The sequence below is a fragment of the Paenibacillus sp. MDMC362 genome (genome assembly GCF_003269305.1).
Taxonomy (GTDB): Bacteria; Bacillota; Bacilli; order Paenibacillales; family Paenibacillaceae; genus Paenibacillus_AQ.
This window is the reverse complement of record NZ_QLYT01000030.1, coordinates 161727-188301: the sequence shown is the minus strand read 5'-3', so window position 1 is coordinate 188301 and position 26575 is coordinate 161727. Positions and strand designations below refer to the sequence as shown.

Below are 26575 nucleotides of genomic sequence, written 5' to 3'. Positions count from 1 at the left end.
ATGGGCTCTTTTTTATTTAGTTCCAGTAGGTGTCGCACTTCATATTACAATCCGTCATATCAAAAAACTAACTCTGCTCCTCGCTTACCTTCACCAGCTGTTTCCCCAGATTCTCCCCGGAGAAGAGCCCCAAAAACGCCTCAATGGTCTTCTCGAAACCATCGACGATATGTTCGGCGTACTGAATGTTGCCATCCCTCAGCCATTCGGCCAGCTCATGCAATGCCTCATTGTACCGACTGGCATAGTCGCCGACCAGAAAGCCCTTCATCAGTGCCGTATTGGTCAACAGCAGGCTCTGAATTCTCGGGCCCGTATCGGGTTTTTCCAGGTTATAGAGTGCGATTTGGCCGCAAATCGGAATCCGTGCATTTTTGTTGATCAGACGGAGCACCGCATCCGAAACCTCACCGCCGACATTGTCAAAATAGACGTCCACCCCATTCGGGCAAGTTTCCGCTAAAGACGATGCCAGATCTTCGTTCCGGTAATTGATCGCTGCATCAAACCCCAGCTTCTCCGTCAAGTAATTGGTTTTCTCGTCAGAACCTGCAATACCGATCACCCGGGTCCCTTTGATCTTGGCAATCTGCCCGACAATCATGCCAACGGCGCCTGCGGCACCCGATATCACTACGGTCTCGCCTTCCTTCGGCTGACCGATATCCAGCAGTCCGAAATAGGCAGTCAAACCGGTCATCCCCAGCACGCCCAAGGCGGTCGATACAGGTGCCAGATCCGGATTAACCTTACGCAGCGTCCCGGTCCGCACGGCGGAAAAGCGCTGCCAGCCCCATGTTCCCGCAACATAATCGCCTGTCCGATAGGTCGGATCCGTCGATTCCATGACCTGCCCTACTGCGCCTCCAGCGATAACCTGCCCTACTTCGTAGGGTTTCGCATAACTCTTGGCATCGCTCATTCTGCCCCGCATATACGGATCCACCGACAAGTACACGGTCCGTACCAGGACCTCCCCAGCTTGCGGAACGGGCAAAGGCTGCTCCTCCAATATAAAATCCGACTCCTCCGGCATGCCTTGCGGCCTTTTGGCTAGTATAATTTGTTCGTTCACAGACATCTGAGTCCCTCCTTTTAAAAAAACCGTCATCCTATCCTTACCCATTTTGTCCGTTTACAAATTTCCTAGCCCTAAAGCTCCCTCCTTAACAAGCGGTGCTTTCGCGTTCGGTGCCTAATCCTTTATCTGCTCTTAACGAGCAAATTAACGGCATCCTGCACAAGCTTCTCCGTATCCTCGCCATTCTCTTCGGCCTTCCGTACACAATCCACCAGATTGGAGCTGACGACAACGCCAATGGTTCGGTCGATCGCCGTCCGCGAAGCGGATAGCTGGGTGATGACCTCCCTGCAGTCCTTGTTCTCCTCCATCATCTTCAAGATGCCGCGAAGCTGTCCTTCAATCCGCTTGATCCGGTTTTTCATCTGATCGTCGTATTGCATATGACTGTCCTCCTATAATACGTATCTGTCACTGTCAGGCTTGTCCTTGTCGCTATATTATACAACAAATGCCCGCTCTTTCCTTGCGACCTGCACCGCCCGGCGGTATCCCGCTCGAAAATCCGCATCCTGTCCGCCTCGTTGCAGGCTAAGATCAGCGACTTCGACTTGGGACTTGAATACGCTCAGAGCGCGTGGTATATTTTTAATCAGCTAATGAATTCATAAGCAACCAGATCCAAACCTCATAATTTAAAGGCAATGTTATCTTGCAAAGGTACAACCTCGGCTATTCATAGTCCTGGCTGTGCCTTTTTTTAATTTACCTAATTAAGGAGGAATTATCGATGTTCTTGGAAGCCATCTATCACCGTCCGCGCAAAAACTGGTCCTACGCTTATAACGGCACGACCATCCATCTCAGAATCCGCACCAAAAAAGACGACCTTACCGAAGTGTACGCCCTCGCAGGCGACAAGTACCTGTGGGATCAAACGATGGAATATATTCCGATGACCAAGCTGTCCTCGGATGAAATGTTCGATTATTGGGAGTGCGAAGCAACCCCGCCATACCGCCGTTTGAAATACGGCTTCCTGCTCCAGCAGGGCGACGAAAAGCGCTGGATGACCGAATACGATTTCCTGACGGAGCCTCCGGCCAATCCGGACCGCCTGTTCGAATACCCGTTCATCAATCCGGATGACGTTTTCCACCCGCCTGCATGGGTCAAAGACGCGATTTTCTATCAAATCTTCCCGGAACGCTTCGCGAATGGGGATACAAGCAATGACCCGGATGGCACTTTGCCTTGGGGCAGTGCCGAACCGACGCCGAAGAACTTCTTCGGCGGTGACCTTCAGGGAGTTATCGACCATCTTGACCATTTAAGCGAGCTCGGCGTCAACGCGATTTATTTCACGCCGCTGTTCACGGCAACAACAAACCATAAATACGATACCGAAGACTATATGGAAATCGATCCCCAGTTCGGCGACAAGGACACGCTGAAGAAACTGGTCGATCTGTGCCACGCGCGCGGGATCCGCGTATTGCTGGATGCAGTCTTCAATCATTCCGGCAGAACGTTTGCCCCGTTCGTTGACGTGCAGAAGAACGGCATGAACTCCAAATATAAGGATTGGTTCTACGTTCGCTCCCTGCCGCTGGAAGTGGTGGATGGCATTCCGACTTACGATACCTTTGCCTTCGAGCCGCTGATGCCGAAGCTGAACACGGAGAATCCGGAAGTCCGGGCTTATCTGCTTAAGGCTGCCGAGTACTGGATCAAGGAAACGGGCATCGACGGCTGGCGCTTGGATGTAGCCAACGAGGTGGGACACAGCTTCTGGCGCGAATTCCGTCAAGTCGTGAAAAAAGCCAACCCGGATGCTTACATCCTTGGCGAAGTGTGGCATGAATCCTCCATCTGGCTGGAAGGCGACCAGTTTGACGCCGTCATGAACTACCCGTTCACGAATGCCGTACTGGACTTCTTTATCAACCGTACCGCCGATGCCGAGAAGTTCTCGTTCATGCTCGGCAAGCAGCTTGCCGGCTATCCGAGACAAGCCAGCGAAGTGATGTTCAACCTGCTGGACAGCCATGACACCGCAAGACTGTTAACGCAGGCGAACGGCGACAAACGCCTGATGAAACTGGCCGCGATGTTCCAGTTCACGTATTTCGGCACGCCTTGCATCTATTACGGCGACGAAATCGGCATGGACGGCGGACACGATCCGGGCTGCCGCAAATGCATGGAATGGGACGAGTCCAAGCATGACAAGGACCTGTTCCATTTCTACCAAACGCTCATTCAGCTCCGCAAAGAACATTCCGCTCTCCGCACGGGAACCTTCAAATTTTTGAAGGCCGAGAAGAACGGAGGCAAAATCGCTTACCTGCGCGAGGACGACAATGAAACGATCCTCATTGCCGTCAACAACGACAAGGCGGGCAACACGATAACCGTCCCTGTGCAGGACCAGCAATGGACGAACCTGTGGAACGGCGAAGGCCTTAGCGCGAAGCAAGGCCAGCTGACCGTGAAGCTGCCTGCGTACGGCTTTGCGATCTTGAAAGCCGGGCAATAAAACCAAACTCCCTTTGAATGCCATATGCCCGAGTAGCGGGCCGGCAGTCGAAGGGAGTTTTTTTATCCGAGCACAAATTGATCGGCCAAAGTAAAGAGCAGAATCGTCAAGCTAATCACCTGATTCAGGTTGTAGGAGGCAAGGTGCATCCGCCTGCGGCTGGAAGGCTTGATGATTCGATGCTCCACGGCAAGCAGCATCACCGAAACGGCAATTCCCGCCAAGTAGAGCCAGCCTAAGCCTTGGATAAAGTAAAGGGAAACCAACAGGATGACCATAATCCCGTGCAGCATTCTGGAAATGAGCAGTCCGCCCTCTAACCCAAACGCCCGGGGAATGCTCCACAAGCCGGTGCTGCGGTCGAATTCGATATCCTGCGTGGCATAGATGATATCAAAGCCTGCAATCCACAGCATGACGACGGTACCGATGATAAACGGAATGAAAGCGAATTGCCCCGTTACGGCAAACCATGCCCCGATCGGAGCCGAAGCGATCGTAAAGCCCAGATACAGATGGCACAGCCAGGTGAAGCGCTTCGTATACGAGTACGTACAGATCAACACGATCGCTGCCGGTGAGAGCTCCAGGCAGAGCGGGTTCAGCATTCCTGCCGCGAGAATAAAGATGGCAAAGTTAACGACCACAAATACGTACACCTCACGAGGCAGCAGGAGCTTTCTTGGCATATGACGGTTCGCCGTCCGCGGGTTAGCGGCATCAAACTCTAAATCGGCGATGCGGTTGAAGGCATTGGCCCCATTGCGTGCGGCAACCAGCGCAATCAACGACCACAGCATGACATGCCATGACGGTACGCCGCCCGCGGCCCAGATCATGGAAATGATGGCGAAGGGCAGCGAGAACAGCGTGTGGGAGAACATCACCAGTTCTCCGAACATTTTGGTCTTATGAACGACTTTATACATCATCTGCATATGGATTCAACCTCATTCGTTTACGTTTGGGATAACCCTGCCAGCACCTTATCCAAGGCACAGAGCATGGCCTCGATATCTTCCTCCGGAATCATCATGGCCGGCTGGAAAGCCAGCACGTTTCTTCCCACCCCATTTTTGCCGATAATAAATCCTTCTTCCTTCATGCGCTCCAGAATGATATCCGTCCATGCTGCGCTTTCCTCTTCGGTCGCTCCACGGATTTCGGCCCCGGCCATAAAGCCCTTGCCTCGGACATCGGCGATAAACTCATATCGGCCTTGCAGCTCCCTCAAACCTTCGATGAGCCGCCCGCCAACGCGCCGGGAACGCTCAACCAGGCCCTGCTGTTCGATGTAATCCAAGACGGCAAGCGCCGTGGCGGATGATACCGGGTTGCCGCCAAAAGTCGAGGCGGAAGGCCGATTCAGACTGGCGGCGATCTCGTCCGTCGTGGAAAAGGCGCCGATCGGCACGCCATTGCCTAGTGCCTTCGCCATGGTAAGAATATCAGGCACGATACCGTAATGCTCGATCGCGAACATGCGTCCCGTGCGGCCGCAGCCCGTCTGAATTTCGTCGGCAATCAGGAGAATGCCATGCTCCTCCAGCATCGCCTTCAGCTCACGGAAATACCAATCCGGCGGCACGATCATTCCCCCGTTGCCTTGGATCGGCTCTACGATCATGGCGGCGAAGGTGTCTCCCTTCGCAGCGAGCACACTCGCCAACGCATCCAGGGAACGGCGAGCGGCAGCATCCTGATCCATGGCAGGATCATAGGGACGAGGAATAAAAGTAGCCACCTCATGGTCCAGGAAATCATCGGCACGCCACATCGGGATGCCGGTCACGTTCATGGTCAGGAAGGTGCGTCCATGAAGGCCGTATTCCAGCGCCAGAAAATGGCGGCGTTTCGTGTGCAGACGGGCGACAAGCAGCGCGCCTTCATTCGCTTCGGAGCCGCTGTTTACGAAGAACGTTCGCTTTAGGTTGCCAGGCAAAACGCCGTTTGCCAACCGCTCCGCCAGATCTGCCATCGGCTGGGTAAGGTAAATGGTTGACGTATGCTGCAGCGTCTGCAGCTGTTCGACCGTTCTTGCCGTAATGGCTTCATTGCAGTGGCCGCAGGCGACAACCGACACCCCCGTAAAGAAGTCGACATACGCTTTGCCATCATGCCCGTAAAGTTTATGCATCTTGCCGCTGATGATCTGGGGCGGATTTTTATAGAAATTGGCCGTGCAAAGGTAGCCGTACTCCCGACGCTTTGTCACGATAGCTTCCGGACCGATAAACGTCTGATCTGCATGCGTCATGGATATTCACCTCTTTGAATTGTTTTCTATGGCATGGCCGAATTGGAGCGAACCCAGTGTATAACCGGCATAGATCGGTGTCATGTCTTGATACAGCCTGCCGCATGAGTCCAGGTTCAGGGCAGCTTGACGATATATCCGCACCAGGCCGCGAAGCTGCTCCGTCGTATACGTCTTGCCTTCAATGCGGAAGTGATTCACGCCCGCTTCGTGCAGCTCCTTCAAGAACGGCATGAAGCAAAGCTCTTTTGCCAGTGCCAAGTGGTTACGCCCTGCAGCATCCCGGTATACAGGGTTCTCCCCTTTATCCGTAAGCAGTACGAGATAACGGTTATCCACGAACCGATTATCCTCTTCAGCTATGGGCTCAAACTCTGCCGCATTGGCGTACAGGTCATGCTCCAGATACATGGCGATGGGCGATCCATGGACGATGACCTCGAGGGGAATCTCCGGATGACGCAGCAATTTCGTCAAATCATGGAGCTGAAGCTCAAGGGACGGAATGATTCTGGATATGCCAAAATGCTTCTGATAAAACGAAGCCGCCATATGGTTGTATATATTGAGGCTGAAATCGGCAATCATCGGCAGCCCTAGAGATTGAAACTTGTGCATGGCACCGATGTTGGAGGCAAGCAAGCCATCCAGGCCATAAAACTTATGCTGTTTCCCCTCGGCGAGGAAATGATGGTACTGCTCCATATGCAGCTCATTCATCATGCGCGGCATGCCAAGAATCATTTTGGCATTCCCTTTATCCGCCGTCAAAGCTTCGATATCCTCACGGCCGAAAGGACGATCCGGCTGGAACACGTCGCCTGTCAGGTAGATGACGTCCGCCCCTTCTTCTATTGCCGCTCGGGCCTGCTCTACCGAGTTGACATGCACCGTAATTTGCGGAATCGACGTGCCCGGCTGCTCCCGCTTCGCATGACGAAGCGATTCCTTCACCTGGAGCACCCGCTCCTCCTTCATCTCGCGTTCCGCGGTAGGCGTGCTGAACACCTTCCCCGTACTGTAAAACTTGCCTGTTCCTTCATAACGGCGATTGATGAACGCTAGTCCCGGCTTGCCAAAGGCATAAGCGGTCGTGAAATCGCGCTTCCGGTTTTTATGCAGCGTATCCGCCCCGTCTTTGCGGTTAAAGCCCAGCGGATCCGCAATGTAACGATCTATGGCATCTCCGTAAGAATTAACGACCATCAGTAAAAATTCGATGTCTCTCATACGTCCTTCAATTTTAAAGCTGGCAATGCCGGACTTGATCAGCTCCGGAATATGCTCGTACATATACATATCTTTTGCCGCAAGCGGGTATTCGGTAGGATAGAGGTAGCCGTCTTTTTTCACCCGATAATCCCAGCGGCAGGGCTTCATGCATCGTCCCCGGTTGGAGCTGTTGCCGAACAGCATGGAGCTGTACAGGCAGTTAGCGCCGTGAACGGTGCACATATCGCCGTGCACAAAATACTCGAACTCCATTCCGCTCCTAGTGTGCAGCACCTCCGCCGTCTTCAGGTCCATCTCCCGCGAAGCCACGATGCGGGAAACACCCCATGCTTTGACGGCTTCAATCATCTCCAGATTGTGCACATTCATCATGACCGAGGAGTGAACCGGAATATTGTTATAGTTCATCTCCTGAATCAGAGGAAATACGGCCAGATCCTGCGCGATAATGGCATCCGGACCAATCTCGTTCAAAAAGGCGAAATAACGCTTCGCTTCCTCCAGATCCTCCTCATCCATCAGGTTGTTCACTGTAATGTAGGCACGTTTACCACGCTCATGGGCCAACTGGACGGCTTCCTTGACTTCCTCATAACTTAAGTTATAGCCCTTGCGCATCATGCGCATGTTCAAGGATGGTCCCCCGAAATATACGGCATCGCAGTTTGCGTCAATGACGGTTTTGAATATCTCGAATGTTCCGGCAGGAGCCAACAGTTCCACTTCTTTACCGTTAAAATAACGAGCCATCGTCCGTTCCTCCTCATCCGCAAAGCTATTTTTTTCGATTGTAACATAATTCACAATCATTATTAGTGAATTAATTCACAGTAAAATTCACAATGCGCTTCCAGCTCCGAGAAGCAACTTAAGATCCGATTCAGTTTTAATATTGACCAATCATTCATTCAATACTAAAATAAATCTCATCAAGCGCTGTAAATGATTGGAGATTGATTAGGTATTCTTTCGTGAAGGAATGAAGATTTTATGCCACGCTCACCCAGCGAGAACGAACGCATACGCCAGATGGCGAAAGAGAAGATTTTGGAAGCCGCCATGGATTTGTTTATCCATCAGGGCTACCATGCCACTTCCATTAGTGATGTAGCCAAGCAAGCCGGCATTTCCAAAGGGCTGCTCTATAACTATTTTTCAGGCAAGGAAGGACTGCTTGCCGCTATGGTCGAGGAGCGAATCGCAGGCGTTGCCGAAGTCATAGAGAATGCCGCTTCGCTCCAAGCACCTGCAGATCAGCTGAAATATATTTTGGAGCAGGCCATCGACAACGTCGATCGGCAGCCGGAAGTATTCCGTTTTTACTTGCATCTGCAAACCCAGCCCGAAGCGGATCAAGAGCTGTTTCCCTACAGCAAGCGTCTTGTGGAAGAGGCTGCACGGCAATTTGAGGTGCAGTGCCGCATATTCGAAAGCCTCGGGGTTCCCGAGCCGCGCAAGCGCTCCTTGTACTTTTCTTCTACCCTTCAGGGCATCATGCTGATGATATCCACCTATCCCCAGCACTTCCCCATTGAAGAAGTGAAGGAGCAGATGCTGAAGGAGTTTTGCCCGTAACGCAAAAAGAGCCGAGGTTGTTCCTGTGTTTCAGGAGACCTCGGCTCTTTGCCGTACGAAACTTGAACTTCGCACGCTTAAAGGGGATTTGATCTTTAGTTATTTTGAATCGCGCCATCAACGGGAAACAGCACATGGAAGGTCTCACTCTCTAAATCATGCCCCTCGCCGAGCCAAAAGAATACACTTGTTTACCTCTTTATTAAGGGCATCCTCATCCCATTCAATGGACAAGATGCGTATAAACAGCTCACTTTTTTCTGCTTTTTCTCTTCCTTCATGTCCTTAATCAGTTATGCTATGAATAACAGGATCGAAACGTACGTGAGGAGGAAAAAACGATGGCTATTCACTGGCTGGAACCGGATATCGCCGAATGCACCCGAAGAGGAATCGCCTACTTTACGTCGGAGCTGGAGATGGCGAATGGCCTGCCCTGCAAAATGTACCGCATTACCGAAAAATTCGGGAGCTTATCCGATCATATGCATGACTATCTGCAGATCTGGTATGTCAGCAAAGGCGAATTCATCCATACGCTCTATGGGCAAAAATACCGGATGGTCCAGGGCAATATATTCGTGCTCCCTCCTTACAGCGTCCATCGCGTGGAGATGGTCCCGGGGAAAGAACTGGAGGTGCTCGGGTGCGAATTCATGCCAGCCTTCATTAACGAACGATTGGAGGGAATGCCGGCCGAGCCGCAGCTGTTCGACCTTTCCTTCATCAAGCCTTTTGTCACGACCGAAGACCGCGTCCCGCTCAAAATCACCTTGACCGGCGGCAGCGACCTCGCCGTAAAGGAGCTCCTGACCGAAATGCTGAACGAGTTCGGAGGCCGTGGCCCATTCTTCGATATTCTGCTGAAGGCCAATCTGCTGAAGCTGCTGGCCATCGTGAACCGCGAGCATGCCGAGCAAGGCAAGCATACAGCGGTAACCGCGGGCAGCGCCCCGTACCGCGAGCCGATTTTGGAATCCGTCCAATATATTCACGACCATTACGACCAGCCTCTATGGCTGGAGGATCTCTGCGCGCGGACGATGATGTCCCGGACGAACTTTTGCCGACGGTTCAAGGAAGTGACCGGCTGGACCTTCAGCCAGTACTTGGCCAACTATCGGATACGGATGGCCATGCGGCTGCTGACGGAGCCCGAGCTCACGGTAACCGATGTATGCTTCAAGGTCGGGTTTAACGAGCTTCCCTACTTCTGCCGCATCTTCAAGAAATATACGGGAACGACTCCTGCCTACTATAAAAAGAACGCTTTTAAAACCGTGGACTAGCACCCCCGGTACGATAATCCAATAAATAAACACGATAGTGAAATCGATCGGTTCGTTCACATGCTATACTCGTGGCAAGCAATAACGAAGAATCAAGCGACAGGCCCATGTCTTCACAGCATCATTAATCCACGATTTTGGAGGAGAACCGATGAACAAAATTACAATTGCCGTGATTGGCTGCGGCACGATTGCGAACAGTGCCCATATCCCCGCCTACATGGCCAACGAAGACGCCGAGATCAAATACTTCTGCGATATCGTGAAGGATCGGGCCGATGCCGCCGTCGCGAAATACGAATGCGGCCAAGCCATCGAAGATTACAACCACATCCTGAACGACCCTGAGGTCGACGCGGTATCGATCTGTACGCCGAATGACGTTCATGCTTCCATCGCCATCGATTGCCTGCGGGCAGGTAAGCATGTATTATGCGAAAAACCGGCAGCCCGTACCTACGCGGAAGCGCTGGAAATGCAGAAGGTTCAGCACGAAACGGGCAAAACGCTCAATATCGGGGTGGTCAACCGTTACAATGAAAGCGTAAACAGAATCCGAAAAATGATCCAAAACGGCGATCTCGGCGAGCTGTATCACGTATATGCCAGCTTCCGTTCCCACCGCTCGATCCCGGGACTCGGCGGTGCCTTCACGACCAAAGCCATTGCCGGCGGCGGCGCGCTGATCGATTGGGGCGTTCACTTCCTCGATGTCGTGATGTACTGCACGGGCGATCCGAAGCCGAAGACCGTCTCCGGGCAGGCCTACTGCAAGCTGGGCAAGGACATGGAGAATTACACCTTCCTCAAAATGTGGGCAGGTCCGCCGAAATATGACGGCACGTATGACGTCGACGATTTTGTCACGGCTCTCGTCCGCACCGAAGGCCCGACCATTTCCTTGAACGGAGCTTGGGCGCAAAATATCGGCGCCGAAGAAATGTTCATCGACTTCCTCGGCGACAAAGGCGGCATCCGGCTGAAGTACGGCGCGGACTTCACCTTCTACACAACGGAGGACGGCGCATTGATTGAAACCACGCCGAAATTCAATCTCGGCAGCATGTTCCAGAATGAGATTGACGGGTTCATCCGCTGCATTCAAACCGGGGAGAAGCAGCCTTCGCACATCGATACGGTCATCCTCTCCTCCCAGATCATCCAGGCGATTTACGACTCGTCCGACCAAGGCGCGGAGGTTTCGCTGCAGCCCGTTGCCCAGAACAGCCTTTAACCTATAGTCCGAACGCCAGGGAGGCCCTTTTATCATGAAAAAAATCGGATTCATCGACCTGCATCTGGACCAATTCCACGCGAATAAATATCCCGGGTGGATTGAACAGGCATCGGAACATGCCATGAAGGTCGTGTACGCCTACGGCAAAAGAGACAAAGAAAACGGGCTCACGAACGCTGCCTGGAGCCAGGAGTTTGGCATTGAGCTGCTGCCCACAATCGAAGAGGTGGTGGAGCGCAGTGATTACCTGATCGTGCTGTCCCCGGATAACCCGGAATTCCATGAGGAGCTGTCCCAGCTGCCGCTGCAATCCGGCAAGCCGACCTATATCGATAAAACGTTCGCGCCTGACCGCGAAACGGCTATCCGCCTGTTCGACCTGGCGGCAAAGCATGGAACGCCGATGTATTCGACGTCCGCCCTGCGTTTTGCCAGCGAATACCGTGAGCTGGATCGAAGCGATATTCAAACGATCAGCAGCTGGGGACCGGGTGCCTTCGCCAATTATTCGATCCATCAAATCGAGCCGATCGTCAGCCTGATGGGGGCAAGCCCGAAGCGGGTGATGTATATCGGCACGCCTGACTCCCCTGCCCTGCTGATCGATTTCGGGAACGGACGGCAGGCCACCGTTAATCATCTTGGCGATAATTGTCCATTTACCTTAGGGATAAAGAATGGCGACGGGGGCTTCAAGCAGGTCACCGCCCATTCGAATTTTTTCAACTTGTTCATCGAGAATCTGGTGAATTTCTTCGAAACGGGCAAGCCTGCCGTCAACCCGGCAGAAACGGTCGCCGTCATCACGGTTATCGAGTATGGATTGAAGGCCGCTGACACCCCTTATGTGTGGGTGGATTTGCCTCAATAGCGAAACCAAGGGTTCGTTACACATTAGGAAAATAAAAAAGAGCTGCTCCAACAGGCCAAAAGGGCCCGGGGCAGCTCTTGTCATGCATAACCGGTTTTTTCCATTTCTGAATGCCTTACACTTCTTTCCGCTGAAAATAGACGAATCCCGTGAGAAAGAACAGTAGAAACCCGCCAACCACGACGGTCATGAGGCTTTCGAACGGCAGGTTGAATGCGCCGAAATCGGCTTGACCCGCCGGCATCATCGCCAGAAACGGCTGCGTCCACGGATAGTAAGGGGCATACGTCTGCGAGTTGGCCACCAGCATGTTCGGTATGGTAAATACAACGTTCAATGCCAGCGGAGCGGCAAAGCTGCTCCAGGCCGTGGAGACTCCAAGCTGCAGCGCGGCAAGCGGCAAGCAAGCAACCCAACCGCCAAGCAGGCAACGCAGCAGCATTTCCCACGGTATCGGGGCATCCACCTTGTGGATCAAGCCGGCTCCCAGCACGGCTCCCATGAACAGTAACTGGACGACGGCCAGCAGCATGGCTACCACCGAAAACTTCGCAAAATAGACGGTTCCGCGTGAAACCGGCAAGACGAGAAGCTGCTTCCATCCCCCGCCCGAATGCTCATACCGACACACCATGGCACTAAATATCCCCGTGAGAATCGGGAGCAGCAGCATCGCATGCAGGATGATCATAATGCTGATCAAATACTCCCATGGCGCAAGCTCCTCAGGCTTTCCATTTAATATGCCAAGCAGCATGACCAGGATCGCACACAAGATAATTTGCGGCCATAGCTTTGATTTCGACAATTTTAGCCACTCTGCGGACACCGCTCTTCTGTAGGATGTCATCTTAGTCCACATCCTTTCGGTTAAAATGAATCAGGCCAACGCACGTTATAACCGCGCCCAGGAGCAAACCCGCTCCGATGACCTTGACTTCTCCCGGCCCCATGTAAGCCAGCAGCGGCCACTTTAGCGGCATCCAATCGGGGAATTGCATGGCAAACATCGATACGACGGAGGCGGTAATCCCGATTCCAACCGCGATACCCTGGTTCTTGAGCGTCAATGACATCCACAGCTGAAAGGCCAGCATCGGAAGCGCAGCAAATAATTGCACAAAACCGATGCGCAGCAGATTCAGATAAGGCATTTGATCTGCTCCCATCCCCAGTATGATGCCAAGCACGGCGGTACTAATCGACAGAAGGAGACAGGATACGCAGAGAATGAGGAAGGCCTGTACGAACTTGGCGCTGAATACCGCCGTTCTGGAAATAGGCAATGCCAGCAGCTGTTTCCACGAGCTCAGCTGATGCTCCACGTTGGCCATCAGCGAGCAGACCAGCGTGATCCCAAGAAAGAGGGCAATCGGCACAAAAAACAGCACGTTCTCCAGCAGCCCGCCCCAGGGATCGGCCGCGTAGGATTTCATCAGGTAATCATAGCGAAGTCCGAAGTTCAGCCCTTGCATCGCTGCCAGCCCGATGGGACCGAGCGCAGCGAGAAACCAAATGCCCTTGCCCCGGATCTTCAGCCAATCGGCGGAAAGCGCACGGAACATCATACCCGGCTTCCCTCCCCTACGATCTGCATGAAGATATCCTCGAGCGATCTCCGCTGCTCTTCCACCCGGTACACCGCGTGCTGATTCTCCACGAGCCGCTTCACGAGCAGCGCAATCTTCGCGTCCTGCATGCTTTCCAGTTCCAGCATCTGATTACGCAGAACTCCTTCACAGCCCAGGTCCAGTGCCAAACCGAGTGCTAGCTCCGGCTCGGACACCGACAGACGGAAACCGCTGGAAGCCGTGGATACCAGATTGTCGATCGTATCCTGGAACACCATCCTTCCTTCACGGATAATGCCGACTTTGTCCGCCATCTGCTCGACCTCGCCCAGCAGGTGACTGGATACCAGCACGGTAATGCCGTATTGGCGCGGCATATTCTTGATCAGCTCCCGGATTTCATGTATGCCGGATGGATCCAGGCCGTTGGTCGGCTCGTCCAGAATGAGCAGCTCCGGATGGTTCAGCAGGGCAGCGGCGATGCCAAGACGCTGCTTCATCCCAAGCGAATATCCCTTGACCGGGCGCTTGGCCTCCTTCGTCAAGGAGACGATCTCCAGCACTTCCGCGATGCGGGACTTCGGCCCGCCGGTGATCCGGCGAATCGCTTCCAGATTCTCAACGGCCGTCAAATGGCCGTAATACGAAGGATACTCCACGAGCGATCCGGTCCGGCGCAAAATGTCCATTTTTTCACTTTTCAAATCCTTGCCAAACAAATGAATCGCGCCGCGAGTCGGTTGAATGAGTCCGAGCAGCATGCGGATGGTCGTCGTTTTCCCGGCGCCGTTCGGTCCAAGGAAGCCATAAATGTCGCCGCGTGCGATCTCCAGGTTCAAATCTACGACTGCTGCGCGTTTTTTGTATATTTTATATAAGCCTTTTGTTTGAATGACGAGTTCCGTCACGTTCATCACCTCAGGTAATATCCTACCTGTCCAAGGTTAAATGCCGGTCGGTCTCAAGTTTAAATTTACTTTAAAAAAGCTGGCAGGCTGATAGAGTAGCTTCGTGCAGCAAAGGCCGCTCCGGTGCCGGATCGTTCTTCCGATCGCTGTTAAATCCAGGAAACTGGAATTTGCCCAAGGGTGGTTTCCCGGATTTAAAGGCGAACGCTTCGCTTCTCCAGCAACGATTCCGTCTCCTCCGCTGGTGTACACGTAGAAGTTCAGGTTTAAACTTGAGAGTACAATCATCGTACCTTAAACCATAAATGCCTACCCCGTCACTTTTTAAATCACATAGGGTTGACTGCCATTCCAAATATACCTCGAAACACGCACGCTTATGTATATTCCCAACCAAAAAAGGAACCGGCAAATTCCGGTTCCTTCTCGTATATCCGACGGTTCGAAATAACTTTCTAAAAACTGCTTGGGTGGTTTAAATCCTTCACATACTAGCCTTACTGCCCATAACTGAGATAGGCTACTTGAATTGCATATAACTTCCGCTAGAAACGATCTCGCTCTTCGCCAGCATGCCCCCCCTGATTCCTCACCGCTTCCAGATGCTGATCCTCGTTCCCTCATCCGAGCTCACCACATGGCATCCAAGTCCCATTTCCCTTGTCAGGTGATCCACGATGGCCAGGCCGATGCCCGTGCCCTTGTTGCCGGAGTCGCTTTCGATTCCAGGTCCGTGATCCGAAATGACAAGCACGCCCTCAAGCCCCTCTCTCTCCTCGGTATGTATTCCGATGTACTGCCCGGAATAGGCGTGGCGGACGACATTTTGAAACAGATTATCAAGAAGTCGCCGGAACCACAGCACGTCCACGTTCCAGCTCAGCGGCTCGTCGCGCACCTGGATATCGGGTTCGATTCCCGCCTTCTCCCACACGGGGTACCAGGCCGCTGCGCTTTCCTTGACGATTCGCAGAACGTCGGTTGGCTCCATGTTCAGCTGCACTCTGCCGCTGGTTAGCAGGTTGTAGGACAACAGGTTGTCGATCAGGCCGCCTAAATCCGCGATTTTCGATTCAATGAGTGACAGCGATTCTTTCCCCTTCGGGCTCAGCGGCTCCCGTTCCATGGAGAAAATATGGCTTCGAATCACCGTCAAGGGGGTTCTCAGATCATGAGACAGATTGGCGATCAGGGATTTGCGCAGCTCTTCTTCCTCGCGCTGGCGGCGCTGCCCCTCTTCCAACTGGATGACCATATCGTTATAGCCCTCTTCCAGCTGTCCAATCTCGTCATACTTGGTTAACGCAACCGGCTGCGGTATGCCCGTCACCGTATGGGACGACTTCATAGCCGTACGAAGCCGCAGCAGCCGCTTGCGAATGCGCACGAAGAACAGCCAGGAGACCAGAATGAACAGGCCGGACATCGAAGCTGTGAACACCCCGTACAGCGCCGTTTCGCTCGCAATGGGCTGCTGGACATTCAGGTATTTTCTCGGGAGCTGCATGACCATGAATCCTTCTCCCGATCCCTCTCCCCCAATAAAAGCCACGGAGGTGAAAGGGTCGCTATCCAGAGAGTTTTTCATAAATTGCACGGTATAGAGCGCGCTCCATACCTCTGGCAGGTCAGGCTGCACCGGCAGCTGCAGCCTGGTCTCATTGTCGCCATCCACCCAGAACATGGAGATCTCCGGATACTCCTGTCGTATCGAAATCAGCTTCTGCTCAATGGCCTCCGGCGAAGTTTCGCTTAATCCGGCTGCTTCCTCGTGCCACAATCTCTCTAACGCGGCACCGCTGGTATATTTCCCTGCAGGGGTCGGCGGACGGTCCGAGAAGGTATCGTTCACGAACCAGTAAAAAATCGACGCTAATGGAAACATGATCGGCATGAAGATCATGGCCATCAGAATCAATAGCAAATACCGGTTGGTCAGCGAATTGCGGAACCTTCCCTGCTTCTTTCTCCATCTCATGCTCTCACCCGATAACCAAGCCCGCGGACCGTCTCAATAATCTCCGGGTTGGCGGGATCCCGCTCCAGCTTCTCGCGCAGATACCGGATGTGGACCATCAGCGTCTTGTCCCCTTCGATATATGACTCTCCCCAGACCGACTCATATATTTGCTCCTTGGTCATGACACGTCCCTGGTGCTGGAGCAGGTACATAAAGATTTGATGCTGTTTACCGGTCAACAGCGTCTCCTCGCCGGTATCCTCGTTCACGATCCGATTCTCGGCTTCGTATACCGATAAGTGTTTCACTCTTACGGGCTCCGCGGATTTAACGACGGATCGACGCAGAAGCACCTCGAGACGGGCGGCCAGCTCGTCCGGGTGGAAGGGCTTCGTCAAGTAATCATCGGCGAACTCAAGCCCCTGCAGCTTATCGTCAATGGAGGTTCGAGCCGACAGCATCAGGATGGGCAGACCGGGATAAGCCTTTTTGAGACGCTGCCCAACTGTAAAGCCGTCAAGTCCCGGAAGCATAACATCCAGAACAACGACCGCACACGAAGCTGCTTCCCCTACGGCCTTCTCTCCGCTGAGCAGCCATCGCACCTCATACCCCTTGTCCTTGAGAAACTCACTGACCCACCCGCCAATCTCCCGGTCATCCTCGATATATAGAATGCATGCGCTCATGATCCATCTTCCTTTCTCGTGCATTGATCCATCATTTGTCATTGTATCATGGGATACCCGGCGTGCAGGCATCAGATTCGCTAACCCGGCAATCCGTAATGCAGGCTCAGCTGCCTTGCCTTCTCCCTCAGCATATCGACGATCTCCGGAGGTTCAATGACTTTCGCTTCCATACCCAGACGCAGGAAGATTTGAGCGACATATTCAAGATCATTGCCATCGATGGTTGTATCCACAATGCCCCGGTGCTCATCTTGCATGGCTACCTCGTTCTCCAGCCACGGAATGCTCTCGCACTGTCTCGCCCCTTCCCTAGTCAGCTCTGCATACAACCGAACCGGCTCCCGAATGGGGTAGTCCTCGAGCCATTCTTGCATGCTAATGTCCGCCTTATAGGTGGTATCGGTCATAGCTAAAGATTCCATTCGGTCCATGCGGAACAGGCGCACCCCTTCCTTCCCATGCTCAACCGCGGGCATATACCATAAACCATCCTGGGCATAAACGCCGATTGGCATCACTTCCCGGTCGCTCGTACCCGATTTGGAACGATAGCTGATCCGTATAGCCCGCTGATGAAGAGCGGCTTCAATGACGTCTTTTAGATAAGGGAACCCTGCGGTTCTGCTTGGACTCCAGAATGTCAGCACCGATTCCAGGCGGCTGATCATCATTTTGGTATCCTCCGGAAATCCGGCCAGCAGCTTGCGGGAGGCAGAGCCGATATTCAGCTCAAACGGCAACGAGGTATAACGCTTCAAGGCTTGAACAGCAAAAAATATAGCAAACACTTCATCTTCATCGAACAGGATCGGCGGAAGAACGCGGCTCTTCAATGTACGGTATCCCCCGTGCCGCCCTTGCTCCGTATATAAGGGAACGCCCATGTCGCTGATCTCGGTTAGATACCGGTGCGCCGTGCGAACGGAAACGCCGAATTCATCGGCCACTTCCTGAGCGGTAAAGCTCCTTTTGGCATTGACATACATGATGACATCCATAAGCTGTTTCGCTTTTGACATAATACCCTCCTCACACGTTATAACTAGACAATAATTGTCATGTTTATAAGATATGCTATTGCCGTGTCAAGGTCAAAGCGATACAAGAAAGGAGCCCTCATGATGTGCAACCCTATGGAACACGTGTATGAGGGGGACCCGGAAGGGTTGCGGCACGCCAACACCCTGACAGGTAAATATCTCTCTCAACGCGCACGCTTAAAGTCCGCGGTCCGGGAGTCGGCCGGATGGCTGCGCATCATAGACGCCTCCCTTCACAATCTGAAGCAGGTATCCGTGAACATTCCGGCCGGGGTGTTGACAGTGGTTACAGGCGTTGCCGGGTCAGGCAAAAGCACGCTCATTAACCAGGTGCTGCCGAACGTTTATCCGGAGGCCATCATTATCAATCAGGACATGATCCAGGCATCCAACCGCTCCAATATCGCGACGTTTACCGGCATTTTTGATGCCATCCGCAAGCTGTTCGCCGACGAGAATCGGGTAAGTCCATCCCTGTTCAGCTTTAATGCCAAGGGGGCTTGTCCGGTGTGTAACGGCTCCGGCACGATTACGATGGATCTGGCTTTTATGGACAGTCTGGTTACGGTTTGCGAAGCCTGCCGGGGCCGCCGCTTTCATGATGACGTTCTGGGCTATCAACTTCGCGGTAAAAACATCAGTGATGTGCTCGCCATGACCACCGACGAAGCGCTGGATTATTTCAAGGAGCAAGGTATCGCGGCCGCGCTTCGGCGCATTCAGCATGTTGGACTGGGTTACTTGACGCTCGGCCAGCCCTTAAGCACGCTGTCGGGTGGGGAACGGCAGCGGGTGAAGCTGGCGGCAGAGCTCGATAAGCAAGGTGAAATTTATGTGCTCGATGAACCTTCGACTGGCCTTCACCTGTCCGACTGTGAGCGGCTGATGTCCATCATCAACCGACTTGTCGCTCAGAACAGCACGGTCATTGTGATTGAGCATAACCTGGACATCATCAGCCAAGCGGATTGGATCATCGACATGGGGCCCGGCGCGGGACATGACGGCGGGAATGTTCTGTTCTCCGGCAAACCGGCCGATCTGCTGAAGAGCCCGCACTCCCTAACGGCCAGATATTTACGGCAGTTTCAAGGCTAGACATCCAGGCCTTTTTTGACTCATGCGAAGGCATCCTAACGGCAAAAAGACCGCGAGCCCCCCTCCTTCCAAGGGGGCTCGCGGTCTTTTTGTGTTCCACTCAATAGAGAAACAGCTGCCTACTCCAATATGACGGTTGTATAAGGCGGCAGTGTTAAACCATTGCCGTCTAATGCCGCTCTATCATCCGTTGTTTTCGACAAGGATGGGAACGGCGATTCCCCGCTCTTTGCTGCCAAATCGACCGTCTGCTCTTCGCTTGACAGGTTATGGACAACAAGGGCTTTGTTGTCTTGGGAACGGCGGATATAAGCCATCACCTGCCCATTGCCGGAAGCAAAGGATTCAATCGTTCCGCTGTTCAGCGCAGGCATATCATTCCGCCAGCGGATCAGCGTGCGGTAACGGGACAGCAGAGAATCCGGGTCTCCCGTCTGCTGTTCCACGCCCTGCACCTGATCGCCGCGGTTATGCTTAAGCGGCTCCCAGGTCGTCTGCCCCTTATCGCTGCCCGTATTGGACCAGATCATCGGCTCTCGGATTTGTTCGTCCGGCTTCGCTCCCTTCATCCCGATCTCTTCTCCGTAATACATAAACGGATTGCCCGGCATGGTCAGCAGAATGCCGGCGGCCATCTTGGCGTGGTTCTCATCGTCCTTCAACTGCGACATGACACGGTTCATGTCATGATTCGTCAAGAACGCGGCATCCGTAAACTTGCCGCCCGATACTTGGCTGAACAAGCCATAAATCCGCTCCAGGGTGAAGGCCAGATTGTTATCCTTTTCATTCATCGCGGCCCCGATGATGCTCTCGCCTAAGCTAAAGTTAAACCCGGAATCAAACGCGTTATCCAGATACGGTGCAATGACCGCAGCGGAGTTATCCCAAATCTCCCCGACAATATAAGCGTCCGGATTCACTTCATTCATACTCGCCCGGAATTCCTGCCACCATGCTGTATTCTTAGCCGTTGTCGCTTCGCCTTTATCGGTCATCAGATCTTCATAAATATGTTTGGCTGCATCAATTCGGAATCCATCGACACCGAGCTCCAGCCAGAACTTCCCGATATCCTTCATCTCTTCGCGAACCTTGGGATGATCGAAGTTCAGGTCCGGCATCCCGCCCCAGAACGTGCCCATATAATGGGCCCCGTTGATCTCATGCCATGGCGAGTCGCTGCCTGCGGCGCTGGCTCCTGAAGGAGTCCTCCCTTGATCCTCGGCCCATATGTACCAATCGCGGGTTGCCGAAGCTTTGTCTTTCGCAGCCTGCTGAAACCAGGCATGCTCCGTGCTTGTGTGATTGACTACCAAATCCATAATAATCTTGATTCCGCGCTTATCCGCTTCGGCAAGCAGCGTCTTAAAGTCATTAAGGGTTCCGTAGTCCGGGTGGATGGAACGATAGTCAGTCACATCATAGCCGTGATAGCTCGGCGAAGGATTAATCGGCATCAGCCAAATCCCCGTCACGCCAAGATCCTCTGAAGTTTCCGGATTTCCGTCATTCAGATAATCCAGCTTCTCAATGACGCCTTGTAAGTCACCGATCCCATCCCCATCGGAATCATAGAATGAGCGTACAAAAATCTCATAATAGACGTCGGAGGACTGCTCATCCACCTCCGCTGTCTCCATTGTTGCGGGCGCTTTCGAATCCGGCTGTTTCGTTTCCGGGGCTGCCGGCGGCTTAACCTCCTCTTGCGATGGAGCCGCTGTGCCGCTGCAGCCTGCCAGCAGACTTCCCGTAAGCGCAATGGCGGCAAGCCAAAGAGGCAGCCCCCTTCGTTTTCCCCATGTAGAACGTATCACGTTGTTACCCCCTATTTGCTCGCAGCTTATCTTCACCGAGCCACCCCTTCCATGCACTACATTATATCTACAGTCCACCACGACATGCTGACTAAAATGAAATGAAGGATAGGTATTCTGGTCAGACTATTATATTATGGGTTGTGTACAAGTGTCAGCAACTTAGAGAGCAATTGCAGAAAGAGAGTGGTGGTTTACCATGCAAGAAGAAACATTAACACGGGGGTTAAAAAACAGGCATGTCCAGCTCATGGCAATTGGGGGTGCGATTGGGACAGGCCTCTTTCTGGGAGCGGGGAAGACGATTCAACTGACCGGACCGTCCATACTGCTGGCCTATATCATTACAGGTATTGTTTTGTTTTTGATCATGCGTGCATTGGGGGAGCTGTTATTAAGCAACCTGCAGTATCATTCCTTTGTGGATTTTGTCCGTGATTACTTGGGAAATATGGCAGCGTTCATGACCGGCTGGACCTATTGGTTTTGCTGGATCTCCATCGCTATGGCGGACATTACCGCGGTCGGCATGTATATGCAGTTCTGGTTTCCCAATGTACCGCAATGGATGCCCGGTTTAATTGCACTTATCATTTTACTGGTCATGAATCTGGCAACGGTCAAGCTGTTTGGTGAAATGGAATTTTGGTTTGCTTTAATTAAAGTCATTGCCATTCTGGCGCTCATTGTTGTCGGTTTATATATGATATTTAAAGGCTTTACTACGGATCAGGGGACAGCAAGCTTCTCCAATCTGTGGAGTCATGGGGGATGGTTTCCGAATGGAATGCATGGTTTCATCATTTCGTTTCAGATGGTCGTGTTCGCCTTTGTCGGCATGGAACTGGTGGGACTGACAGCGGGGGAAACGGAGAATCCGGAGAAGGTTATTCCCAAAGCCATTAACCAGATCCCCATCCGTGTGCTGCTCTTCTATGTTGGAGCACTGCTGATAATTATGAGCATCTACCCGTGGAAAGCGATAGTGCCGAGCGAAAGTCCCTTTGTGCAGGTGTTTGCAGCCGTAGGTATTGCGACTGCCGCCGGCATTGTGAATTTCGTGGTGCTGACATCCGCAGCTTCGGCGTGCAACAGTGCCATTTTTAGTACAAGCCGTATGGTGTTCTCGATGGCCAAGGATCGTAATGCACCCGAGTCGTTGGGGCGTCTGAATGGCAGAAAGGTACCTTCCAATGCACTATTTTTCTCCTCGCTGGTCATCCTGGTTGCGATTATTTTGAATTATGTGATGCCCGAGGGCGTGTTTACACTAATTACAAGTGTTTCGACCGTTTGCTTTATCTTCGTCTGGGGGATCATGGTGATCTGTCACCTGAAATACCGCCGTACCCAGCCGGAACTGGCTAGTCGGAGTCGTTTCAGGCTACCGCTCTATCCATTTTCGAACTATTTGATTTTGGCTTTCCTGGCGTTTGTGCTGGTTGTTCTGGCATTGGCAGAAGATACACGTGTGGCGCTGTTTGTCACTCCGGTGTGGTTTATCCTGGTTGCCGGGATCTACCTTCTCCAAAAGAGAAGCTTAAGCGGGAACAGACAGTAGGAGTTGCTTCGTACAACATAAAACCGCCCAATGATTTATTGGGCGGTTTTCGTATTTAGGTTCTTGCAGCCTCTTTGCTTTCACGAATGCCTGCGTAGATGGCATCACAGATATCGGTAGTATATTGGCCTGACATCCCTTCAAGTGCCGTATTAGTGAATGCTGCAACACTAAGTTCTTCCCTTGGATCAACAAACCAGGAATGGCCGTAGGTTCCACCCATTCGCCACGTACCTGGTGATTCCGGTGTAGCAGCTGCAATAGCGTCTTTAAGTACCGTAAAACCAAGGCCAAACCCTCTTCCCGGCCAATACGGCATCACGAGCTCACCGATTTGATTGGTGGACATCTCAGCGGCAACGGCTTCCGTAAGGATAGGCTTTCCTCCTTGCCGCAGTGTCTCAAGTAAAGTCAGAAAATCTCCAGTACTTCCAACCATACCCGCTCCACCCGATGAATAAGCAGAAGTATCATTCGCGCGGTTGGGTGCAAGCCGGAAACCGGCTGTACCTTCAATAAAAGGAACCTGCTCCAACTCATCATGGAGAAGGCGCGGTTCTTCAGGCCCATCCGCGTATGCGGCGGTCAACCGATCCGGATCCACGGCAACAAAATCAGTGTCCGTCATGTGAAGTGGATGAGTAACGAGCATTTGAACAGCCTCTTTTAATGACATTCCAGTGACCTTTTCGATAACGGCTCCGAGTACATCCGTTGCAATGGAATACCTCCACATGTTTCCTGGCTCATACAGAAGAGGAGCAGAAGCTAGCCTTTGGAGATTCTCTTCCAAACTGATTCCAGCCAAATCCATCCCGTCCGATATGCCTGCAAGTTCATAGGTTCCTTGGTCTTCCTGGAAGAAACGGTAAGTCAATCCAGCGGTGTGTGTCATCAACTGATGAACCGTTATTGAAGCGTACTCACCATTGGGAAGCTTGGGCCGGAATGCAGGTAACCAGCGGGTCACCGAATCATTCAGACTCAGCTTTCCTTGTGAGATCAATGCCAGAGCTGCTGTCGATACAATGGGTTTGGTGACGGAAGCAAGCCGAAACAGAGCGTTTTCCGACATGGTGCGTTTATGTTCCCTGTCCGCGAAACCAGCAGCTCGGTTGTATATCAGCTGCCCTCCCACTGCAACCTGTACAACCGTTCCCACAATTCTTTTTTCGCTTAGAGCGCGGTCGATTGCTTCATCCACATAACTATGCAATGTCGTCATATTTTCTCTTTCCATTCCTATCTTCCTCTCTTAAGATGATGTGCTAGATGATGTGCTTGATTAATTATTGTGACTGTGTTTATTATATAAATGATTTATCTTGTATCACATAAGACATTAAAGGTATTATAATCAATTAGCGAATATAGCTAAGGTAATTCATGATCATACCTTATAGATTAAAGGAGTGGGTTCTATGGACGAAATTGATCAGCATATTCTGTTTCACTTGGAGAACCAGGCGAGATTATCCATGACCGAATTAGGCAAGCTGGTTGGATTATCTCAGCCCGCTGTTACTGAACGAGTCAAGCGAATGGAGGAAAAAGGGGTTATCGAGGAATATCGTACCGTGATCTCCCCATCCAAAGTGGGTAAGCAGAGCACGGCATATGTTCTTTTTCGGACACGGGATTGTTATCCCTTCCTGGATTTCTGCCGTTTGTCACCTGAAGTCGTGGAATGTTATCGGATCAGTGGGGAGTACAATTATTTGCTGAAAATCCTGACCGACTCCATCCAGGGACTGGAAGAGTTTGAGAACAAGTGCGATCCGTACGGCACCTATATGACCTTAATTACCATGTCTTCTCCTATTGCACATAAGAATCTCATGGAAGGACCGAATTTGCTGGTACATGCAGAATAAGATTGCTCTCTTCAAAATGAAAAGCAGAAGAGGAGTCCACATCATGTGAACTCCTCTTTTCTTATATCCATAACGGCCTTCCTGTTAATTTCCTCTGGGAAATCCATATTTATGAGCACGTATGGCTACGAGCAAAGCGGGAATCAGCAGGATAAACAGCGAGCCGGGAAGGGATCCAGCCCCAAACAGCTCAAGAAGGATGCCGCCGACGATGCCCCCTCCGCCAATCGCCAGATTCCATGCTGTAACCAGCATCGATTGGGCTACGTCAGCGCTCTTGCCCCCGGCTTGAGCAATGGCAGTTTGCAGCAGTGTGGCAGCCCCGCCAAACGTAAGTCCCCAGATCATAATTCCAAGGATAATAATCGCAGGTTGATGAATACCTATTCCCATCACTACAGACGCCAGGGCGAATGCCGCCATGCTGATGAGAACCAATCCCCTCAACAACCGGTCGACGAGCATTCCGGTCACCCAAATCCCCACAATGGAAGTGATGCCGAAAATGAGCAAAATCAAATCTACTCTGTTAGCAAAGGCGGTCTGGGTTAGGTAGGGGGAAATATAGGTGTACAGGATATTATGAGCCAGGATCCAGGCCAGAACAACAAACAGGATAGGCCTAACCCCCGGGATCAAAAACACCTTATGCAGCGGAAGACGTTCACCGGCCGGCTCTCCGGCAAAATCCGGCACTTTCCAGAGTACCCATACGATTAAAGCAACGGTCAGAAGAGATACAGTACCGAAGATGAGGCGCCAGCCGACATAAGAACTGAGAAAACTGCCGATTGGGACACCGAGGGCTAATGCCAGCGGTGTCCCAACCATAGCCACGGCCATTGCTTTGCCTTTTAATGAATTCGGGACCATCCGACGTGCATAACCTGCTGTCATTCCCCATAACACACCTGCAGATACCCCGGCCAGGAAACGGGCAGCAAGCGTCAGTATATAATCCGAGGATAAGGCGGTAACGCTGTTAAAGACAAGAAAACCGCTGATGCATACCAGCAGAAGAGGTCGGCGCCTCCATCCACGTGTAGCCGAAGTTAAGGGAATGGCAGCAACAAGTGACCCAATGGCATAAAGAGTGACCAACTGTCCGGTTAAGGCCTCTGTGATCCCAAGGTCTTTTGCAATTTGGGGCAGCAGACCCGCAGGCAGGCTCTCCGTGAGGATGCAAATAAATCCAGCCATGGCTAATGCAAGCAGCCCGGCCCACGGAAGGCGTTCGGAAGAGATGGAATGTAACTCCCTTTTGATTGGGAGGGATGTGTTAGCGTCCATGCATAAAAACCCCTTTTCATATATTTATAATCCTATCCAGAACTATGCATATAAGCTTATATAAAAAAAGCATTCTTTTGCATACCGGATTAAAGGTAATAAAGGGGTTTTATCATGATATTCCTTTTATTTTGTTAGTTTTTCCGTTAGTTCAAAAGCATTATCGTCTTTGTAACCACTCCATGATTCTAAGGACGGCTTCCATGTATAGCTGCCAGTGATTTGATATCAAACTATCTAACCAAAAAACTTTGAACATTTTTTTGGAAGAATCTCAACAGCGACAGCGCAAACGTTTGAATCCTAAACTGCCTAGTTTTTCCAGTAAAACGGTTACATAATAGAGTTTAACATTAGTTCCATCTTAATATTGTCAGTGCGGCCACTTTTTCACCCAACGATATCATAACCAGCTCCTCCGTTTTGTTAAATCGTTTGCACAATGCCGTTTTAAGTTGTTTTCCGGGCTTTTCTGACTATAATACCGCACTTTCTCCCGTTTTCTAATTCTTGCTTCATTTTTGATGTATTTGTGAAATATTTGCGCTGGACTGACTTGGATACGTATTTACAAGCCTATCGATTAACGTTAATATAGCAGTGTGAAACCGTTTAACAAACAGGATCAATATGGCTTTAAATCAATAGGTATCATGTATACTCAGGGCCTGACGGACCCACAATTAAATAAAGAAGAACGGTCCGCGATTAGCGGAAGTTACTCTTCTGGATATTAGAGAGA

23 protein-coding genes are annotated in these 26575 nt (G+C 51.9%); 8 read left to right on the top strand and 15 right to left on the bottom strand.

Annotated features, from left to right (window positions below):
* Positions 1–67: 67 nt before the first annotated feature.
* Entirely contained in the window at positions 68–1081 is a 1014-nt protein-coding gene (locus DP091_RS16540) for an NADP-dependent oxidoreductase (RefSeq protein ID WP_113059327.1), read from the bottom strand.
* A gap of 122 nt (positions 1082–1203) precedes the next feature.
* The gene (locus tag DP091_RS16535) at positions 1204–1464 is read right to left on the bottom strand and encodes a metal-sensitive transcriptional regulator (RefSeq protein WP_071222173.1); all 261 of its coding nucleotides are present in this window, start codon (positions 1462–1464) and stop codon (positions 1204–1206) included.
* A gap of 347 nt (positions 1465–1811) precedes the next feature.
* On the opposite strand from DP091_RS16535, the gene DP091_RS16530 reads away from it, so the two are divergent.
* A complete protein-coding gene (locus DP091_RS16530) occupies positions 1812–3560 on the top strand; it encodes an alpha-glycosidase (RefSeq protein ID WP_113059326.1) in 1749 nt (582 codons plus the stop codon).
* 62 nt (positions 3561–3622) lie between these two features.
* Here the strand turns inward: DP091_RS16530 and DP091_RS16525 are convergent, their stop codons facing one another.
* From DP091_RS16525 to DP091_RS16515, 3 genes are read right to left on the bottom strand one after another with little or no spacing between them, the layout of a single operon-like run.
* Positions 3623–4498: a UbiA-like polyprenyltransferase gene (locus tag DP091_RS16525; RefSeq protein WP_113059325.1), complete on the bottom strand. Its 876-nt coding sequence runs from the start codon at positions 4496–4498 to the stop codon at positions 3623–3625.
* 20 nt (positions 4499–4518) lie between these two features.
* On the bottom strand, positions 4519–5817 hold the full coding sequence (locus tag DP091_RS16520; RefSeq protein WP_113059324.1) for an aspartate aminotransferase family protein: 1299 nt from the start codon (positions 5815–5817) through the stop codon (positions 4519–4521).
* A gap of 6 nt (positions 5818–5823) precedes the next feature.
* Entirely contained in the window at positions 5824–7800 is a 1977-nt protein-coding gene (locus DP091_RS16515) for a peptidase U32 family protein (RefSeq protein WP_113059323.1), read from the bottom strand.
* 240 nt (positions 7801–8040) lie between these two features.
* Here DP091_RS16515 and DP091_RS16510 point away from each other — a divergent pair, with 240 nt between their 5' ends.
* From DP091_RS16510 to DP091_RS16495, 4 genes are all read left to right on the top strand, one after another.
* On the top strand, positions 8041–8625 hold the full coding sequence (locus tag DP091_RS16510; protein ID WP_113059322.1) for a TetR/AcrR family transcriptional regulator: 585 nt from the start codon (positions 8041–8043) through the stop codon (positions 8623–8625).
* A 341-nt stretch (positions 8626–8966) separates the two neighbouring features.
* Positions 8967–9914, top strand: coding sequence for a helix-turn-helix domain-containing protein (locus DP091_RS16505; protein WP_113059321.1), 948 nt, complete (start codon positions 8967–8969; stop codon positions 9912–9914).
* A gap of 151 nt (positions 9915–10065) precedes the next feature.
* Entirely contained in the window at positions 10066–11148 is a 1083-nt protein-coding gene (locus DP091_RS16500; protein WP_113059320.1) for a Gfo/Idh/MocA family protein, read from the top strand.
* A 34-nt stretch (positions 11149–11182) separates the two neighbouring features.
* Complete coding sequence (locus DP091_RS16495; protein ID WP_113059319.1) at positions 11183–12022, top strand: Gfo/Idh/MocA family protein; 840 nt, start codon at positions 11183–11185, stop codon at positions 12020–12022.
* Between the two features lie 115 nt (positions 12023–12137).
* Here the strand turns inward: DP091_RS16495 and DP091_RS16490 are convergent, their stop codons facing one another.
* From DP091_RS16490 to DP091_RS16465, 7 genes are all read right to left on the bottom strand, one after another.
* Positions 12138–12872, bottom strand: coding sequence for an ABC transporter permease (locus DP091_RS16490; RefSeq protein WP_113059318.1), 735 nt, complete (start codon positions 12870–12872; stop codon positions 12138–12140).
* 1 nt (position 12873) lies between these two features.
* Complete coding sequence (locus DP091_RS16485; RefSeq protein WP_113059317.1) at positions 12874–13590, bottom strand: ABC transporter permease; 717 nt, start codon at positions 13588–13590, stop codon at positions 12874–12876.
* On the bottom strand, positions 13587–14507 hold the full coding sequence (locus DP091_RS16480) for an ABC transporter ATP-binding protein (protein WP_373456928.1): 921 nt from the start codon (positions 14505–14507) through the stop codon (positions 13587–13589). The genes DP091_RS16485 and DP091_RS16480 overlap by 4 nt, the downstream gene beginning before the upstream one ends.
* Positions 14508–14537: 30 nt before the next feature.
* Positions 14538–14789, bottom strand: coding sequence for a hypothetical protein (locus tag DP091_RS31610; RefSeq protein WP_146747006.1), 252 nt, complete (start codon positions 14787–14789; stop codon positions 14538–14540).
* Positions 14790–15090: 301 nt separating this feature from the next.
* Entirely contained in the window at positions 15091–16479 is a 1389-nt protein-coding gene (locus DP091_RS16475) for a sensor histidine kinase (RefSeq protein ID WP_113059316.1), read from the bottom strand.
* Positions 16476–17150 carry a response regulator transcription factor gene (locus tag DP091_RS16470; protein ID WP_113059315.1) on the bottom strand — a complete coding sequence of 225 codons (675 nt, stop codon included), beginning with the start codon at positions 17148–17150 and terminating at the stop codon, positions 16476–16478. Before DP091_RS16470 ends, DP091_RS16475 begins: the two co-directional genes overlap by 4 nt.
* A gap of 80 nt (positions 17151–17230) precedes the next feature.
* Positions 17231–18172: a helix-turn-helix transcriptional regulator gene (locus tag DP091_RS16465; protein WP_113059314.1), complete on the bottom strand. Its 942-nt coding sequence runs from the start codon at positions 18170–18172 to the stop codon at positions 17231–17233.
* Positions 18173–18271: 99 nt separating this feature from the next.
* On the opposite strand from DP091_RS16465, the gene DP091_RS16460 reads away from it, so the two are divergent.
* Positions 18272–19291 (top strand): ATP-binding cassette domain-containing protein, encoded by a 1020-nt coding sequence (locus DP091_RS16460; RefSeq protein WP_258394585.1) that lies wholly within the window; start codon positions 18272–18274, stop codon positions 19289–19291.
* Between the two features lie 119 nt (positions 19292–19410).
* Here the strand turns inward: DP091_RS16460 and DP091_RS16455 are convergent, their stop codons facing one another.
* On the bottom strand, positions 19411–21108 hold the full coding sequence (locus DP091_RS16455) for an alpha-amylase family glycosyl hydrolase (protein WP_113059312.1): 1698 nt from the start codon (positions 21106–21108) through the stop codon (positions 19411–19413).
* Positions 21109–21307: 199 nt separating this feature from the next.
* Between DP091_RS16455 and DP091_RS16450 the strand changes: the two genes are divergently transcribed.
* Entirely contained in the window at positions 21308–22669 is a 1362-nt protein-coding gene (locus DP091_RS16450) for an amino acid permease (protein ID WP_113059311.1), read from the top strand.
* Positions 22670–22724: 55 nt separating this feature from the next.
* Here the strand turns inward: DP091_RS16450 and DP091_RS16445 are convergent, their stop codons facing one another.
* Complete coding sequence (locus DP091_RS16445; protein ID WP_113059310.1) at positions 22725–23909, bottom strand: serine hydrolase domain-containing protein; 1185 nt, start codon at positions 23907–23909, stop codon at positions 22725–22727.
* 181 nt (positions 23910–24090) lie between these two features.
* Here DP091_RS16445 and DP091_RS16440 point away from each other — a divergent pair, with 181 nt between their 5' ends.
* Entirely contained in the window at positions 24091–24543 is a 453-nt protein-coding gene (locus tag DP091_RS16440) for an Lrp/AsnC family transcriptional regulator (RefSeq protein WP_113059309.1), read from the top strand.
* An 84-nt stretch (positions 24544–24627) separates the two neighbouring features.
* On the opposite strand, the gene DP091_RS16435 is transcribed toward DP091_RS16440, so the two are convergent.
* Positions 24628–25833 (bottom strand): MFS transporter, encoded by a 1206-nt coding sequence (locus tag DP091_RS16435; protein ID WP_113059308.1) that lies wholly within the window; start codon positions 25831–25833, stop codon positions 24628–24630.
* Positions 25834–26575: the final 742 nt, after the last annotated feature.